Origin of the sequence: Streptomyces sulphureus DSM 40104 (assembly GCF_000381025.1) — a bacterium.
Lineage (GTDB): Bacteria > Actinomycetota > Actinomycetes > Streptomycetales > Streptomycetaceae > Streptomyces > Streptomyces sulphureus.
This window is the reverse complement of the sequence record NZ_KB905821.1, coordinates 274,870-289,334: the sequence shown is the minus strand read 5'-3', so window position 1 is coordinate 289,334 and position 14,465 is coordinate 274,870. Positions and strand designations below refer to the sequence as shown.

The following is a 14,465-nucleotide window of genomic DNA, read 5'->3' as shown; positions in this document are numbered from 1 at the left end:
GGTCACTCGCCACCCCCTGCGGGAGCGACGGAGACGAGCACGGCTGCCACGTAGCAGTCGTGATCGAGCGCATAGGTGCGCTCCGCAATCGCCATGCGGGTGTTGGTGGGCGGGTCCACCACCTCGTGCGCGAACGGCTGTCCGCGGTGGGCGCGCACAGTGCCGGTGGCGTACAGCCAGAACTCGCCTGCGGCCGGGTCCGGGTCTCCGGGCGCCGACGGGTCGTCGTAGTAGCCGCCGCCAAGCGCCACAGGGGATTCCAGCTCGGTGCGCAGCGCAGGCCCCTGTTGGGAGACCAGACGTGCCGTCGACCAGTACGGCTGCGTCCACCGCGGGGCGTGCAGCGTGGGCTGGCCCGCGTAGTGCAGCGCCGCGTCTGCCTCCAGCGCGCCGAGCGCGACCGGCAGCGGCACCGCCTCCTCGCCGAGGGGCTGGCGTGCCTCGACCGCGGCGAGCTGGAGAGAGAACGCGCGCTCGACCTCGCGGTTCTCGACCAGCCGCAGCCGCGCCATGGCCCGCATGCCCGCCTCTTCGAACGCGACAGTGGAGCATTCGGCGCGGTGGTAGACGGTGAACGGGCCACCGCCGGACACCCAGTCGAGGCCCTCGGCGAGTGGTTTGTCGTGGCTGGTGGGGGCGGCTGTGGTGACCGTCAGCGTGACGCTGTCCTCGCCGGGCAGGGTGAGCGTGCCGGTGGCCTGCTCGCCGGTTGCCGCCTGCGCGGCCACGCGGTAGGAGCCGGCTGGCAGGACATGCGTTGCGGTCTCGCCCGCGGCGAGCGTGCCGCCAGCCTCCTCACCCACCTGGTAGGTGAGGGAGTCGGGGTTGTCCTCGCCGGCTGTGACGGTCACGCCCTGCTCCAGGGTGCAGGTGGCGACAGCCGTATCCGGGTCCGTCTCCTCCAGCGGGATCACGAACCCGCCCCCGCAGGGGTTGAGGGTCCAGTCGCCCTCGGCGAGGGTGAGCGTCTCGCTCGCGCCCGGCTCCAGCGTGCGGCTGATCGTGCCGCCGCGGGCGGTGTTGTCGAGGGCGAGGACGACGGTGCGGCCCTGCGACGCGTCCTCATCCACGCTCGCCGCAGGCGCCGCCTCAGGCCCGGACAGCGTGACCGTGACCGGCCCCGACAGCGCCTCATCCGCCACCAGCCGCACCTGCCTGGGCGTGGTGTCGGACGCCGGGTAGACGCTCACGCCGATCTGCTGCTCGGCGTCCGGCTCCACGGTGAGGGTGGCCGTCTCCGGCTCACCGACCGGTACCGGGCAGGAGCCCTCCACGCGCCCGCCTTGCGCGCACGCGTCCGTCTCGTACTCGACGCCGCCGATCTGCCAGCGGCCGTCACCGGTGACGACCTCGGCAACGGACAGCAGGCCGTAGGTGTAGGGCGTGAGGGGAGGCGCGTCTACCTCCACGCGCCCCGGAACAGGGGTACTCAATGCGCCTCCGCAGCATGGGGGAGGCAGCCCGGGGCCGGTGCTCGACAGCACCAAAAGGGGGAGGGGCGCCGGAGCGGCCCCGGGCTACCGGATCAGGGGGTGTCCTCGCCGTCGTCGCCACCGCCGCCGGCAGCGCAGGTCACCGTCTGGAGCCCGCCCGACAAGCCGTTGGCGCACAGCGGGATGGTGACCACATAGGAAACGCCGCAGCGCATGCACACCTGGATGCCCTCCTCGGTGAAGAGCGAGGTGTACATGTTCTGCGTCAGCGAGGCGTGGTCGTACACCCCGTCGAGCGAGATGACGTCGGCCTGGAGCTGGAAGAATGAACCGGCCCGGTAGAGGAGGACCTTGACCTCGTCCGGCCACACGGTCGGCACCGTGCCACCGCCGAAACCGGCTTCGTCCTGGTCGGCGTAGGCGTCCTGCCAGTCGTACACCCACTGCGGCGAGACGCCGACCGACCGGAGGTAGCTGTCGATGTCGCCGTCCGCGACCGTCCAACGGCGCTCGATGGCCTGCTTCTTCCGCAGGTCACTCTTGAGGATGGGCTTGAGCCAGATCGGGGCAAGCATCTCCAGCGTGGCGTTGGACGAGAGGCGCTCGCGGTACCGCTGGTAGTGCACTTGAAGTTCGAGCATGCTCAGCACGCCCTCGACCAGCCCGGGGCCGTGCGGGTCGGCGACCGCGGAGGACGGGTCCGGAGCCGCGGGGGCCGGCATGGTGACCGCCGTGCTCAGCTCCTCCATCCGCGCGATCTTCCACGCGTTCAGCTTGTGCGCGTGGATCGCGAGGACGCCCTCGGTGAACTGAGCGACGCGCTCGGGCCAGCCGCGCTCGGTGAGGATCGGGGTGCGCAGGCACACGCCGTCGACATCGAGACGGCATTCGATGAAGTCGTCCGGGCACGGCACCTCAAGGCACGGCTTCTCCTTGCCGTCGATGGCGTCCGCTTCGGTCTGGTGGAATCCGACGGTGTCCCAGGCGCCGAAAATGGCTGCCCAGTCGAAATCTGCGGGATAGCGGATACCGCCACGCCTGGCGGTGACGGTCGGCAGATCCACCATGCCATCCTGCGTGATCCGCAGGTCACACAGGTCATACAGCGTCTCGGACGGCGCGCACCAGCCGCCTGCCGCCACCAAAGACCCGCCCGACAACTGCTGCTCGTCGGTGGCTGCCTTGATCTTCGCGTCGGCCTCGGAGTCGTCCCGGATCGCGAATGCCTCCGGCACGTCACGCCGGATGCGGGCGACGCCGACGCGCTGACGGCCGCCACCGCCCCGCCCGCCAGTGGTGATCAGCGGCATCATGCGCTGCTCCCACGCGTGCCCGAAGTCGCTCAGACCGTCGAGCTGCTGGCCGGTCGAGTAGCCGGGCACGTCGGCGGCGGCGATGAGGGTGTGCTCGGTGCGACCGTCCGTGGACGGTGCCGCGGGCGGGGTGGCGGAGTGCATGCCGAGCGGGACGCGCGGAGCGCGCGGCCGCGCAGCGGCTACCACCGGTTCGGCGACCGGCTCCGAGGGGGTGGCCGGGTCCGGCTGCGGGTCCTCATCCGGCTCCGCCTCCGGCTCATCGCTGTCCGTCGGCGACGGGAGGTTGCGCAGCCGCTCGGCGGCGTCCGCGGCGCGCTGCGTCCGCTCATCGGCGGCCTGCTGATGCTCAGTCACGCCGTCAGCAATGGCTGCGAGGTGCTCCAGCACGGCTACTGTCTCGTCGCTGGCGGGCCCGTCGCCCTCCGTCGCCGCGTCGAACCGGCGCAGCACCTCGGCGGTGACGTCGGCCGCATTCAGCTCGGCGGCGTCGGCGATGGCCTGACGGACGATGTCCGCGTGCTGGTCTGCTGGGGCCTCGCCGAGCTTGGCGAGGACGTCATCGAGGAAGCTCACGCTTCGCCCCTCTCTGATAGGGGGTCGTCGTCAGCTCCCGGCCCACAGCAGCCAGCAGAGCAATAGGTTGCGCGTCAGGGTAGGGGCGCGTACGCCGAGGTCATCCGTCGTGGCGGGCGATGGCTGCGTTCCCGTTCATCACTGCCTCGTCCACGTGCGCTACTGCACGCGATAGCTCCGGAGATGACGGGCACAGCTCGACCAGCAGCTCCGCGAACTCCCGACCTGCCGCGCGCAGGCGCTCGTACCGTTCAGGCTGGCCGTTCTGCGGCGGGTGGTAGGTGAAGCGGTTGGCAATGTCCAGGTTGTAGCCCATGGTCAGCGTCCCTTCGCGTTCGGGGTGATGGTGGCGCCTGTGCGGGGGTCGATCTGGGCGATAGTGCCGCCCCGGGCTCGCTGTGCGACGCGAGCACTGGACTCGGATGCGTAATCGACCCGGCCGCCGTACTTGTCGGTGTGGCGCCACACAGTGCCGGCAGCACCGGGTCGGGTGGCGCGACCGCCCCCGCGTCCGCCGCAGTTGCATCCCATGTCAGTCCCTCCGTGTAGTGGTGAGTCGAGGTGCGCGCGCAGCACGGATGCGGCGGGCTGCCATGGCAGCCCGAGCGCCCTGCACGCGGGCGGTGGCTGCTGTGGCACGCTCTCGACGGGCCTGCTCCGCGAGCACTGCGTCCGTGAGTGCGGCGATGTCTGGCCCCGCCGGCCCCGCGGTGGCGGGGAGTGCTCCAGCGGCGACGAGCGCGTAATCCCCCTGCTCTGTGCGGCGCTTGGTCGGCACCGGGAAGCCCTCCGTATTGACGGCCAAGGCGGCGACCAGCTCCAGGCCGCTGCCCTCCTGTCGCCAGTCTCCGGAGAACCGGCTGAGGCTGAGGCGTAGCCGCTGCTCGTCCGACAGATCCGGCAGCACGGCGCCCGCGAGCCAGATCCCGCGTGAGTCCTCGCCCGCGCGCACGACGGCCGCCATCGTGCCCGTGTGGTCGTAGTGCTCGGCCGCCGCCTGACGCGTGAGGCCGAGTGCGGCATGCCCGGTGCCCATCGTGATGAGCCCGACGTCCACCAGGCCCTCCGAGGTCGCGAAGGGACGGGAGTTGAACAGCATGTACCCGCTCGGGCTCTGGGGCGGTGTGACTGCGCGGCCCGGGTAGGAGCGGTGCTCGACGCCCCACGCCGCGAGATAACCGCTCACACGGCCGTCCTCGTCCACCGTCACCGGCTGGAGGTCCGCCAGCTCCGGAGCCCGGAACCAGTCCGTGGGCGGCTCCCACCCCTCGCGCCGGAATGCTGCGGCCACCACCGCGTCTGCCGGGTCGGCAGGCCCGTCTCCGGTCTCGTTCGCGGGCACGGCGCCTTCCTCTTCGCAGTCGGCCGGCACCCAGCCGCCGTCGACCCCCGGGCGCACGCACTGGAACTCGTCCTGGTCGCCGGCGTCCGGCACATCTTCGCCGGTCTGCTGCTCGGCCATGCCGATCTGCGCCTCCGGGAAAGCCGGATGAGCGAGGAGCGCGGCGCCCATGATGCGCCACTGGGTGTACAGCTCTGCGGGCTCGGCGTCCGGTTCGCAGTCGTCGCTGGGCTGCCCGTCCTCGCCGACGCACACCACGCGGCCGTCCGCACGGTCGATGTCCGCGCTGACGAACCGGAAGAACCCGCGGGTGATCTTCCGGGCGAGCGCGGCACCCTCCGGATCGTCCATGTCGATGCGCCCCCCGCCCATCACCCGCGACTCGTCGCGCCACACCTCATCGAGCGTCATGAGGCCGACGGTGGCGCCATCGTGGCGAGGACCGGTGACGTACTGCACGGTCACCGGCAGCGGCAGCGGACGCACGTCGATCTCGTCACCGTCGGCGAGCGCTAGCATGCGGCCGTCCGCGCTCCACTCGTTGACGAGCGCGATCGTGCCGGTCCAGGTGCCGTCGTCAGCGACATCGACCGCCGGGGACGCGGCGGCCACAAGGGCTGAAGTCCAGGGGATGAGCACAGCAGGTCTCCTACTCTCCGGGGCTGAGGGTCATCGAGCAGCGGCAGTTGATCGACTCGGACGCCGCCCCGCGCGGATCACCGGGAAACTGGAGCCGGGACCCACCGACGGTGAACGGCTCGGTGACCGGCACCCGTTGTCCGCTCGCTGTCCGGTGGGTTGGGCGGGTGCGGTGGTCTCCGGTGGCGAGCCATTCCTTCTTCCACCGGCGCCGGGTACGGGATTGCTCGTCCATCGCGGCCCGCAGCGATCCCGAGTTGAGCGCGCCGATCACTTCGGTCCGCGTCATCGTCAGCGCCGACCCGTCCCACTCTTCCAGCGTTGCCATCCCGGCCAGCCGCTCCCGCAGCTCCGCAGGACTCTCCCCGCGCCGGCCCCCCTCACGCCACGTGGTGCGCATGCGCTCCCACACCCGGCGCGGCCACGCGCGGAGCCGCTCGGCGAGCTGCTCGCTCTCCTCCTCCGTGCGTCCCTCTCCCGCCCCCTCCGGAGCCTCGGGCGCGGTACGCGCGTACGCGCCGAGCCACACCTGCCGCCACACCGGGGCGATATGCCGCTGCACGAGACGCCGCCACCGGCTCTCGCCCGGCCACCCTGTCCAATCCGGGCCTGCCCCGTCCGACGTGCCAGCCGCGGTCAGGGCTGTTCCGAGCCCGAGCCCGCTACGTACCTCCGCGAGGTACTCCTCTACCGCGGCCTGCACTGCCGGCGCCAGGTCACGCTCGGCGGCAGCGATGCGCGCGCGATCGTGCATCCGCGCGGACAGCCACGGGTCCGGCGCCGCGGCCATCACGCGACCTGCCCCTCGCACTGCGCCTGAGCGAGCGCCCGGGCGAGGTACTCGCGGCGGTGCTCCTCCCCGGTCACCAGCAGTGCACGCACGTAGTCGTCCACGACGCGGTGCAGGCAGGCATCGCCAGGGATGGTGTCGTACAAGAGTTGGTAGGCGCCGTGAAGCATCTGGTCGAGCTGCTCGGCCTGGACGCCGAGGTGCACATGGATCTGATGCAGCCGCACGTCCCGATACTGCCCCCGCAGCGACCGACCGCCCCGGTTAAGGAGCCATTGCCCGGCGCGCTCCAGGGCGCGGCGCACGGCCATATCGAGGCAGGACACCCGCCAGTCCTCCGCAGCCGCAGCCGCAGAGGCGGTGAGTTCGGGCGGCCCGTTCCGTGGCGGTTCTTCCTCGCTCGATTCGCGGGGGCGGGCGATGGAGACCGGGGCGCGGTCCGCGTCCGTTGCTGCGGCCTGCTGCGCGTCGGGCAGGGGTACGCCGAGCTCCTCCAGCGCGGCTGGCGCCAACTGCGGACTACTGGTGGCGAGTTGCAGCAGTAGGCGACGGCGCTGCTCGTCGTCGTCTGGCATGTCCTCCGTACTGAAACCCAGCTCGCGCAGGTACGCGGCATCCGACAGCACGCCGCGCGAGTGCGCCTCGGCCGCCTCGGGACTGCGGTTCGGCCGCTGCCGCAGCTCGGACGTGTCGTACCAGCAGCACCAGTTTTCCGGGTCCGGGACGCCGAGCGCCTCCCACGCGGGCCTGAAGTACCGCTCGGTGAGAGCCTCGGCGATCAAGCCCAGCTTGGGCTCGATGTGCATCTTGATGCCGGTCTCGTCGGTGAGCCAGGCGCTCCAGTGATTCGAGTCGGCCATGCCCGTCAGCGTCTCGGGAGGCACGTCCAGCCCGATTCCGACCCGCTTGATCGCGGCCTCCCGCAGAGGGAGGACGTTCGCGTCCAATTCGGTCGCGAAGCTCTCGTAGACGAGCTTGTCCTTCGGCGATCCGGGCGTGGTGAGCAGCAGCGGCACAATCGCCGCGGCAGAGTCGCGGTTCTTCAGCGGGGTCGCCATCGACTCCAGCAGCGCGGACGCGACCGGATTGGCATGCAGCGGGTTCGGCCCGTCAGACTGCTGCGGCGTCGCCGGCGCCACGTCATCGGACAGCAGCATCAAACCGGCGCCGGCCAGCCGAGACTCCACCGTCGCGAGCACGTGAGCGGACAGCCCTTGCAGCTCACGCAGCGGATCACGAAGTGCCTGAATCGGGGAGTCCGGCCGATGCGCTACCTCGGCATCCGGGCGCCACAGCCGGATCAGCGTGCACTCCTCCAGCGACAGCTCGACCCGAGCCGTTGGAGAGTCAGGGAGCTGCACGCGGATCGTGGCGCCGCCCGCTGCGCTGGTGACTTCGCTTGGGGAGCACACCAGCCACCGGCGCTCGCCCGATGTGGGGTCGTCGTAGCCGAGCAGGTAAGACTCGCCGGGGATGTCGAGAAGCACGGAGAGGCGGCGCAGCATCTCGGACTGGCCGAGCTGCCCGCCAGCGAGCTCCTGAAGCGGGGCAAGGAGCGCCGCAGCTTGGTCGGCACTGATCTCGTCGTCGCCCTCGGCTTCGACGGGAATGGGCTCGCTACTGCCGTCAGGGTCGATACGGCCGATGTACAGGCGCGCACGCGAGCAGCCGTTCGCGGCCCAGGAGACGCCTGCCCGCAGCTCGGGGACGGCGCGGTAGAAATCCCACCCTTCCGTTTGCCAGTCTTCCCGTTTCCCGACGACTGTGCGGACTTGGTCTCGTGAGACGAGAGCGGCCGAGGCGAGGACGGCGCCGCCTGCTCCCTCGGGCTCGCCGGGCTTGTCGCGCTTGTGGAGCTTCCACCACGCCATCGCGACCCCCTACCGGCGCCGGTCGCGGACGGCCATGTCCACTGCCAGCGGGTCGATCATGATGTGCTTCGGCGGCGGGGGCGAGTCGAGCCACGAGGCCGCGAGCGCGACGACGTGTGAGGCGGTGAGCGCCGCGACGACGTACAGGAAGACGGTCGTGCCGTGCCATGCCCAGTGCGCGGCGCCGACTCCGGCGGCGACCCAGATCGAGGCGCACCACTGGCAGTGCATCAGCTCCGACAACCACCGCCACCCCGCCGACGTGGCACCGCGACGCTCGACGGCGCCGCGTAGAGGCGCGGTGATGAGGTCCTCGGCGATGAGCCGTGTCACGCGTGCGACAGCGCCGAGGGTGAGGAGCGCGAGAATGATCTGGTGGGCCACAGGGGCACGGTAGGGGCGCGTACGCCGCAGTCCTGCCCGTGTCCGGACACTGCCCCGGACAGGGCGGATACGTGGCGGACAGGTCAGCGGACGTATCCGGATCGGCCGATCGTCGCCGCGCCGACGCTGGCCCGCCCGGTTCCGACGGAGGACAGGGACACCCCGGCGGGCGAGCTGATCGACTCCCGCGCGCCCGGGGCCCGCAGCAGTCCGTAGGCCAGGTACACGCTCGCGTCGATCCGGCCCGGGGAGTCCGACCCGGGCTGCCAGGACACCCACTCGGATACCAACTCAGGCAAGTGCGCGGCGAGGCGCACCCGGCCTTCCCGCCACTGCTGCGCGACGGGTTCGGCACGCAACAGCTTTCCGGCTCGCGCGGTGACCGGCTGGACGAACGGCGGCAGCGCCTCCGCTGCGATCGTCCGCTCCCGCTGGAGCGCGTCCCACGCCGTGCGGATCGCCAACGTCACCATGTCGCCGCCGTAGTTCTTCTCCACGTGGATCAGCGTCGCCTCGGTCTCCGCGGCGAGCGTGCACGCCGCGCGGGCCCACTGATCCGACGACATCTGCCGCGTCCGATCGTGCGTCAGATACAGCCGCTGGTCCGTGCCGAGGTACCCGGCGACCACCCCGGCGGTGTCCCTGCCGCCGCCGGACGGGTCGACCGCTACGGCACGCCGGGTAGGCGCCGTGGGCGAGGGGCAGTAGGCGTCGGCCATCTCCGCGTGGGTGAGCAGCGCGCCGGCCGCTGGCTGCGGGTCCCCTTGGTAGAGCGCTCCCCAGTCGCGCGGCGTGGTCGTGCGCCGCTTGTCGTGCCAGTGCGCCAGCAGCTCGGCGCGCGCCTCGTCGGCGAGCGCAGGGTGGGTCAGCGGTTCCCCGGCCGCGCGGCCCAGCGGGTCGGTCTCCTGGGTGGCGAGCGCCGGCAGGTGCACGACGCGCCACCGCCCGCCCTCGGCCGTCGTGCCTTCGTGGTCCAGGACGCGGCCCGCGAGGTCGTTGGGGTGCCACCGGGTCTGAACCAGGACCACGGGGACACCGGGGCGCAGCCGGGAGAGGAAGACGCTGCTCCACCAGTCCCACACGTGCTCGCGCATCAGCGCGGTGTCGGCTTCGCTTCTGTCCTTGTGCGGGTCGTCCACGATTCCAACCCCGGTGATGGGATGCCCGGTCAGGCCGCCGCCGACGCCGACCGCGCGCACCCCGCCGCCCTCTGCCAATGACCAGTCGTAGGCGGTCTGTTCGCCGCGCTGGAGGTGCAGCCCGAACGCTTCGCCGTGCTCGGCCACCAGGCGCCGCACCGCGCGCGACTTCTTCGTGGCGAGGCTGCCCGCGTACGAGGCGATGGCGATGCGGTCGGCCGGGCGCCGGGCCAGCCACCAGATCGGCAGCAGCTCGGAGACGAGCACTGATTTCCCGACCTGGGGCGGGGTGGTGACCAGCAGCCGATCCGCATCCGGCCCCAGCTCGGCGAGCGCCGAGGCGATCAGCCGGGTGTGCGCCCGTACCCGGTAGGCGCCGCCGGGGTTCAGGTACAGGCCCATCATCGCCGGGTCTTGGAGGGCGGCCAGGCGCCGGGCTTCGGCGTGCAGCTCGGCGTCGCTGTACCCGGCGTAGGCGTGTCCGGTCACTGTCCGGACAGCAGGCTCTCGGCGTCCGGGTCCTGTCCGGACGCGGCGCGGCGGGCGATCTCGGCGGCGACGGCGCCGAGCCGCTGCTGCCGATCGGGCTCGTCGGCCGGCGGCGCGGTCGCCCGGACAGTGACGTCAGCCGCTTGCGCGGCGTCCAGGCCGTGCAGGCGCCGGTAGGACTCTCTGATCTGCCGCATCTCGCGCAGGGCGGAGAGCTGCGGGCCGGGGTCGTGCAGGGGCTCGCCGTTCGGCCCGATGACGAGCTGGCCGTGGGAGTGCGCGTAGTGGGTTCGTTCAAGGACGCCGAGGGCCTCCTCGTAGAGGCCGTCGAGGCGCTCGGCCTCGCGTGCGCGGAGGGCCTCGGCGTCGTCACGGACGATGGCGTGCAGGGCGCGGGATACGGCGTCGTGCGCAGCGCCCTTCGAGCAGTAGCCCAGCTCGGTGGCGATCTCGCGGTAGGTGCGTCCCTCGGAGCGCAGGCGCGCGGCCTGGGCGTCGCGCTCGGCCGTGTCGACGGATCGCACGAATCGCCCCTTCCCGCTCAGGGGGCGCGCCTGCGGGTCGCTGCTGGTCATGCCCGGAGGGTAAAGGCGTATACCAGGTGGCGGGACGTGGGAAGCCCCCGCCCTGGCTGGGCGGGGGCGCTGAGCGTCACTCCTGGTCGGTGCCGTACTCGGCGTCGCCGTCCTGGAGGAGTTCAGCGAGCAGCTCGCGAACGCGGACGAGGGCTCCGGTGAAGCACATTTCGCGCACGGTGTTCTGCCCGGTGGAGGCCAGGAGCGTCCAGAGGTCGACGGCGGTGAGCCAGTCGATGGCCGTCATGAAAACTCCGGCCTTCGTGTCCTCGTCTACGGGGAGATCGTCAGCGATCTCGACCAGACGGCGCACGGCTGGGGTCATGTCGTCCTGGAAGTCGATGTCCTCGTGGGTGGGGAGGTCGACGGGGATCGGCATGCGGTGGCAGACGAGCGCGAGCTGTGCGTAGGCGAGGGTCAGGTCCACGCGCATGGCGCGGAGCATGCGCTCGTAGCGGTCAGCCATCTCTTGTTCCTCTCTGTGGAATTCAACTGGTGTGTCGGTTGGGGCTGTCACCCCCCGTTCCGACACGTCTAACTCTACAGCACTCACGCCTAGTTTTGCAACACCATTGGGGGGCGATCGACGCCCGAGGGAGGCGGAATGTCGCTACTCGCTACGCCGGTACGCCCTACGACTCGCCACAGCCGCCATCGCGGTGGCTCCGCGCCACCGCTTCACCCCGTGCTCCTCGTCGTCGGGCGCGGGCCAGCGACCGCGCGACACGTCGGCGCGGATCGTCCCGGCCTTCACACCGATCCCGGCCTCGTCGAGCTGCTGCGCCGTGTAGAGCCGATTCGGCTCCAATTCCACCGCCGCGCGCTGCACGTGCTCGCGTACCCACGCGGCCACGTCATCGGCGCCGTACTCCTTGAACCGGCCGCGCTTCCCCTTCGGGGTTGGCCACTCCGGGTGCTGTGTCCAGCTCTTGCGGACCGTGTGCTCGCTCACCCCGTACCGCTCCGCGATTTCTGGTGTGATCAAGCCTGGCTGCTCTACCATGGCCGGGAGTCATCCTTTCTGGACGATTCAACTGGTCAGAGGCCGACGCCTGTCACCCCGCCCCGGCGGGATTCGCGTCGGCCTCTGTGCGTGACAGGGGACGTGCGGGGTGTTGAGCACCCCGAAGAGGAGAAGGGGAGCCCGCCCCGGACTGGCTGCCCGGGGCGGGTGAGCTGCTACGACTCGTCGTCGTCCAGCTCGCCTCGCTCGATCATTTCAGCGACGGCGATGAACCGATGGAGCGCGTATTCCACGCTGTCCATCCGCCAGGGAGCGGGCCCCGCGAGCTTGGTGAGCACCAGCATCTCGGTGGCCGAGAACCAGTCCAGTACCAACCGACTGATGGCCTTCTTCTCGAAGCTGGGGATCGGCTCGTCCTCGATGAGGTGGCGGGCCCTGTCCAGGCTCAGCAGCACCTCGGAGTGGTCGTCAGTCTCGGCGTCGAAGCCGATGACCACCACGGGGACGGGCAGTTCCTCGAACAGCACACGGAGGAATCCGTGTGCCGCCATGATGAGCTCTTCGAGCTCCGAGAATCGCTCCCTGTCGTCACGGTCGTCTGCCATGACGTTCTCCTCTCTGGAGTTTTCAACTGGTGTCGGTTGGGGCTGTCACCCCCCGTTCCGACACGTCTAACTCTACAGCACTCACGCCTAGTTTTGCAACACTGATCGGTGAGGAAAGGCCCGCCACCAAGGACGGGCCCACCCTCACACTCGCTGCCAACCGTGCAGCCGATCACCCGCCCCCACCACGGCCGTCAACACAACTCCCGGCAGCTCCCCGCGCGGGACACCCGCCGCCTCGGCGATCTCCTCCACCGGGTACCGCTGCGGCTCCGCCCGCTCCTCGGGCCGGACGTCCGCGACGATCTCCGCCTCATCCCCGACCAACAACAGCACCCGCACCCGCACGCGTTCGTCACTCACGCTCATCACTCTCCTCCTGCCTGTCCTGCTCGGCCTCGGCGCTCGACGCTTCGTTGCGGCGCCGCAGCTCGTCCACAGACATGGTCCGCTGAAATGGCATCCTGTCCATCTCCTGTCTCTTCGCTGGGATAGGGGCCGGGACCGGCCGAAGTGCAGCCACGCGGAAGCCGGTCCCGGAGGTCAGAGCAGCCCGATCCACCGGGCCACGTCGTCGGGCGCGAGGCCCGTGATCTCCTTGATGACGACCAGGAGCAGCAGCACCCCGACCGTGATCAGCGGGCCCTTCGCGCTCGGCGGCGCGTAGTGCACGCCATCGCCGCCGGGCGGCGACATGCCCCCGTGGGCGGCTCGCCGGTGCCCGGCCTCATCGCGGCGCGCGCCCCACCGCGTCGGGTGCACGGCGCCGGGTAGGCCGCAGGTGCGGCAGGTGTAGCGGTAGGGCATCAGGCGGCCCTTTCTGTGTCGGATGGGAGTGATTCGGCGAGCACGCCGCGGGTGTTGCCGCCGCGAATCCAGAGCTTTTCCTCGACGCGGATGTCGGCGGCTTCGAGCGCCCTGCGGAGGCGGGTGACGGACCATCCGGTGCAGTCTCCGGCCGCCTGGGCGGTGGCGAGGATGGTCCGCAGATGCGCGCCGCGATCGCTGCCAATCGCAGTGCGGGCGTGACGGATCAGCATCAGGGCTTCGGTGTCGAGTAGCCTCCCGTCCTCGTCGGAGGCACCGAGATTTTCGGCGAGATCTTGGGCCGAGATATCTTGGTCATCCCTTCTGACCTGCGGCGTCTCGGTCTCGGTAGGGGCGGTCTCGGCTCGGGGGAGAGCGGGCGCCGTCTCCTCCACGCCAGCGCGACGGCGGGTGCCACCCCTCCACTCCCGCCAGTCCTCGGCGTCGAGACCGGGTCCCGTGCGGGACCCGATGGTCATCTGGTCCCGCACCGGGGCGCCGAGTTCCTCCAGCAGGGCGCGGAGGCGCGCAGCGGTCAGGACTCGGCGGCCGGCCGCGCGGTTGCGGGTGTTGATCTGGTCGGCCAGTTCCGTGATGTGCAGCGCGGAGCGTTCCTCGAGGAGCTGGCCGATGGCCCACAGCAGACGCGTGGCGGCGCGCTCCTGGTGGTCTCCGCGGCGCCCGCGGCGCCCGCGGCGCCCGTGGCGTCGGGGTGCCGGACGGGTCTTGGTCTCGGGATCGCTGCCAGCGGCGTACGCGACGGCCAGCAGCAGCGCCGCCCCACCAGCAGCGAGGGGCCACACGGGCACCTCGGCCCGTGCCGCCCACTCCAGCCCCCACCAGCCCACACCCGTGGCCACGCCGAGACGGGCTGCGCCCGCCTTGAGCGACGGCGGACGCAGCTTCCGCGTCCGCAGGAGTCTGCGCAGCCCCGTGCGCAGCCGGTGTGGCGCGCACCGGAGACGCACTCCGCACCGGTAGCCGGCTCTCCAGTGCCATGTCGGCGTCGGGCAGCGGCGGATCGGCGTTGCGACCGCCGCGACCGTCGCGAAGTAGCAGCGCCCGAGCCCGACTCCGAGCGCGAGCCCGGCCCGCTCCGCACGCCCCGCCTCGGGGCTCTCCTCGGTCGGTGTCGTCATGGTCAGCCCGCGATCACCGTGATGATGGACCCGATGATCGACGTCGCCCGCGTCATCAGACCGGAGGCTGCGGACGCGGCACTGATCAGCAGGAGCCCTTGCACGACGGAGCCGAGCGGGCCGGGCCGGGTGTAGTGCCACCACGCGCCGATCGCCAGCGCGACGGCGGCTGGCACTGCGCCGAACTCATCCCCGACCGAGGCGGTCATCTGCTGCGCCTTGTCAGCCAGGACCGACCAGGGCTCTCCGGTGTGGCTGTAGGCGTAGCCGAGCGCGACTCCGGCCGCGAGCGCGGCTGGCGACGAGAGCTTCTTCCCGCTCTTCTTCAGGGCCGCAATCACGAGCACGGTGAGGGCGAACGCGAGGCCGTGGAGGCTGATTTCCAGCACGACGAGTCTC

16 protein-coding genes are annotated in these 14,465 nt (G+C 71.3%); all 16 read right to left on the bottom strand.

The window, feature by feature from the left end:
* Positions 1 to 2 precede the first annotated feature (2 nt).
* The 16 genes from F603_RS0123890 to F603_RS0123810 all read right to left on the bottom strand — a co-directional run bounded on the left by F603_RS0123890 (position 3) and on the right by F603_RS0123810 (position 14,455).
* The gene (locus tag F603_RS0123890) at positions 3 to 1,433 is read right to left on the bottom strand and encodes a hypothetical protein (RefSeq protein WP_106431378.1); all 1,431 of its coding nucleotides are present in this window, start codon (positions 1,431 to 1,433) and stop codon (positions 3 to 5) included.
* A gap of 92 nt (positions 1,434 to 1,525) precedes the next feature.
* Positions 1,526 to 3,322 (bottom strand): major capsid protein, encoded by a 1,797-nt coding sequence (locus F603_RS0123885; protein WP_019548466.1) that lies wholly within the window; start codon positions 3,320 to 3,322, stop codon positions 1,526 to 1,528.
* A gap of 100 nt (positions 3,323 to 3,422) precedes the next feature.
* The gene (locus F603_RS0123880) at positions 3,423 to 3,638 is read right to left on the bottom strand and encodes an Acb2/Tad1 domain-containing protein (protein ID WP_019548465.1); all 216 of its coding nucleotides are present in this window, start codon (positions 3,636 to 3,638) and stop codon (positions 3,423 to 3,425) included.
* A 216-nt stretch (positions 3,639 to 3,854) separates the two neighbouring features.
* On the bottom strand, positions 3,855 to 5,303 hold the full coding sequence (locus tag F603_RS33575) for a hypothetical protein (RefSeq protein ID WP_158678679.1): 1,449 nt from the start codon (positions 5,301 to 5,303) through the stop codon (positions 3,855 to 3,857).
* 10 nt (positions 5,304 to 5,313) lie between these two features.
* Entirely contained in the window at positions 5,314 to 6,093 is a 780-nt protein-coding gene (locus tag F603_RS33570; protein WP_026328675.1) for a phage minor head protein, read from the bottom strand.
* Entirely contained in the window at positions 6,093 to 7,964 is a 1,872-nt protein-coding gene (locus F603_RS0123865; RefSeq protein ID WP_019548464.1) for a hypothetical protein, read from the bottom strand. Before F603_RS0123865 ends, F603_RS33570 begins: the two co-directional genes overlap by 1 nt.
* 9 nt (positions 7,965 to 7,973) lie before the next feature.
* Positions 7,974 to 8,348 (bottom strand): DUF1360 domain-containing protein, encoded by a 375-nt coding sequence (locus F603_RS32705; RefSeq protein ID WP_019548463.1) that lies wholly within the window; start codon positions 8,346 to 8,348, stop codon positions 7,974 to 7,976.
* 83 nt (positions 8,349 to 8,431) lie between these two features.
* Positions 8,432 to 9,976 carry a terminase large subunit domain-containing protein gene (locus tag F603_RS36310; RefSeq protein ID WP_019548462.1) on the bottom strand — a complete coding sequence of 515 codons (1,545 nt, stop codon included), beginning with the start codon at positions 9,974 to 9,976 and terminating at the stop codon, positions 8,432 to 8,434.
* Positions 9,973 to 10,551, bottom strand: coding sequence for a hypothetical protein (locus F603_RS0123850; RefSeq protein WP_019548461.1), 579 nt, complete (start codon positions 10,549 to 10,551; stop codon positions 9,973 to 9,975). Before F603_RS0123850 ends, F603_RS36310 begins: the two co-directional genes overlap by 4 nt.
* Positions 10,552 to 10,627: 76 nt before the next feature.
* Positions 10,628 to 11,017, bottom strand: coding sequence for a hypothetical protein (locus F603_RS33565; protein WP_019548460.1), 390 nt, complete (start codon positions 11,015 to 11,017; stop codon positions 10,628 to 10,630).
* Positions 11,018 to 11,161: 144 nt separating this feature from the next.
* Positions 11,162 to 11,536: a hypothetical protein gene (locus F603_RS0123840; RefSeq protein ID WP_234329566.1), complete on the bottom strand. Its 375-nt coding sequence runs from the start codon at positions 11,534 to 11,536 to the stop codon at positions 11,162 to 11,164.
* Positions 11,537 to 11,730: 194 nt separating this feature from the next.
* Positions 11,731 to 12,120: a hypothetical protein gene (locus F603_RS0123835; protein WP_019548458.1), complete on the bottom strand. Its 390-nt coding sequence runs from the start codon at positions 12,118 to 12,120 to the stop codon at positions 11,731 to 11,733.
* A 144-nt stretch (positions 12,121 to 12,264) separates the two neighbouring features.
* On the bottom strand, positions 12,265 to 12,489 hold the full coding sequence (locus F603_RS0123830) for a hypothetical protein (RefSeq protein WP_019548457.1): 225 nt from the start codon (positions 12,487 to 12,489) through the stop codon (positions 12,265 to 12,267).
* Between the two features lie 174 nt (positions 12,490 to 12,663).
* Positions 12,664 to 12,927, bottom strand: a complete 264-nt coding sequence (locus tag F603_RS0123820) for a hypothetical protein (RefSeq protein WP_019548455.1) — start codon at positions 12,925 to 12,927, stop codon at positions 12,664 to 12,666.
* Entirely contained in the window at positions 12,927 to 14,066 is a 1,140-nt protein-coding gene (locus F603_RS0123815) for a hypothetical protein (protein WP_019548454.1), read from the bottom strand. The genes F603_RS0123820 and F603_RS0123815 overlap by 1 nt, the downstream gene beginning before the upstream one ends.
* 2 nt (positions 14,067 to 14,068) lie before the next feature.
* Positions 14,069 to 14,455: a hypothetical protein gene (locus tag F603_RS0123810; protein ID WP_019548453.1), complete on the bottom strand. Its 387-nt coding sequence runs from the start codon at positions 14,453 to 14,455 to the stop codon at positions 14,069 to 14,071.
* Positions 14,456 to 14,465 lie beyond the last annotated feature (10 nt).

What these genes read in the sequence shown, in the direction of transcription:
- F603_RS0123880 (WP_019548465.1), bottom strand. Translation starts at nt 3,638, where the DNA reads ATGGGCTACAACCTGGACATTGCCAACCGCTTCACCTACCACCCGCCG.
- F603_RS33570 (WP_026328675.1), bottom strand. Translation starts at nt 6,093, where the DNA reads ATGGCCGCGGCGCCGGACCCGTGGCTGTCCGCGCGGATGCACGATCGC.
- F603_RS0123865 (WP_019548464.1), bottom strand. Translation starts at nt 7,964, where the DNA reads ATGGCGTGGTGGAAGCTCCACAAGCGCGACAAGCCCGGCGAGCCCGAG.
- F603_RS0123850 (WP_019548461.1), bottom strand. Translation starts at nt 10,551, where the DNA reads ATGACCAGCAGCGACCCGCAGGCGCGCCCCCTGAGCGGGAAGGGGCGA.
- F603_RS33565 (WP_019548460.1), bottom strand. Translation starts at nt 11,017, where the DNA reads ATGGCTGACCGCTACGAGCGCATGCTCCGCGCCATGCGCGTGGACCTG.
- F603_RS0123835 (WP_019548458.1), bottom strand. Translation starts at nt 12,120, where the DNA reads ATGGCAGACGACCGTGACGACAGGGAGCGATTCTCGGAGCTCGAAGAG.
- F603_RS0123830 (WP_019548457.1), bottom strand. Translation starts at nt 12,489, where the DNA reads ATGAGCGTGAGTGACGAACGCGTGCGGGTGCGGGTGCTGTTGTTGGTC.
- F603_RS0123820 (WP_019548455.1), bottom strand. Translation starts at nt 12,927, where the DNA reads ATGCCCTACCGCTACACCTGCCGCACCTGCGGCCTACCCGGCGCCGTG.
- F603_RS0123815 (WP_019548454.1), bottom strand. Translation starts at nt 14,066, where the DNA reads ATGACGACACCGACCGAGGAGAGCCCCGAGGCGGGGCGTGCGGAGCGG.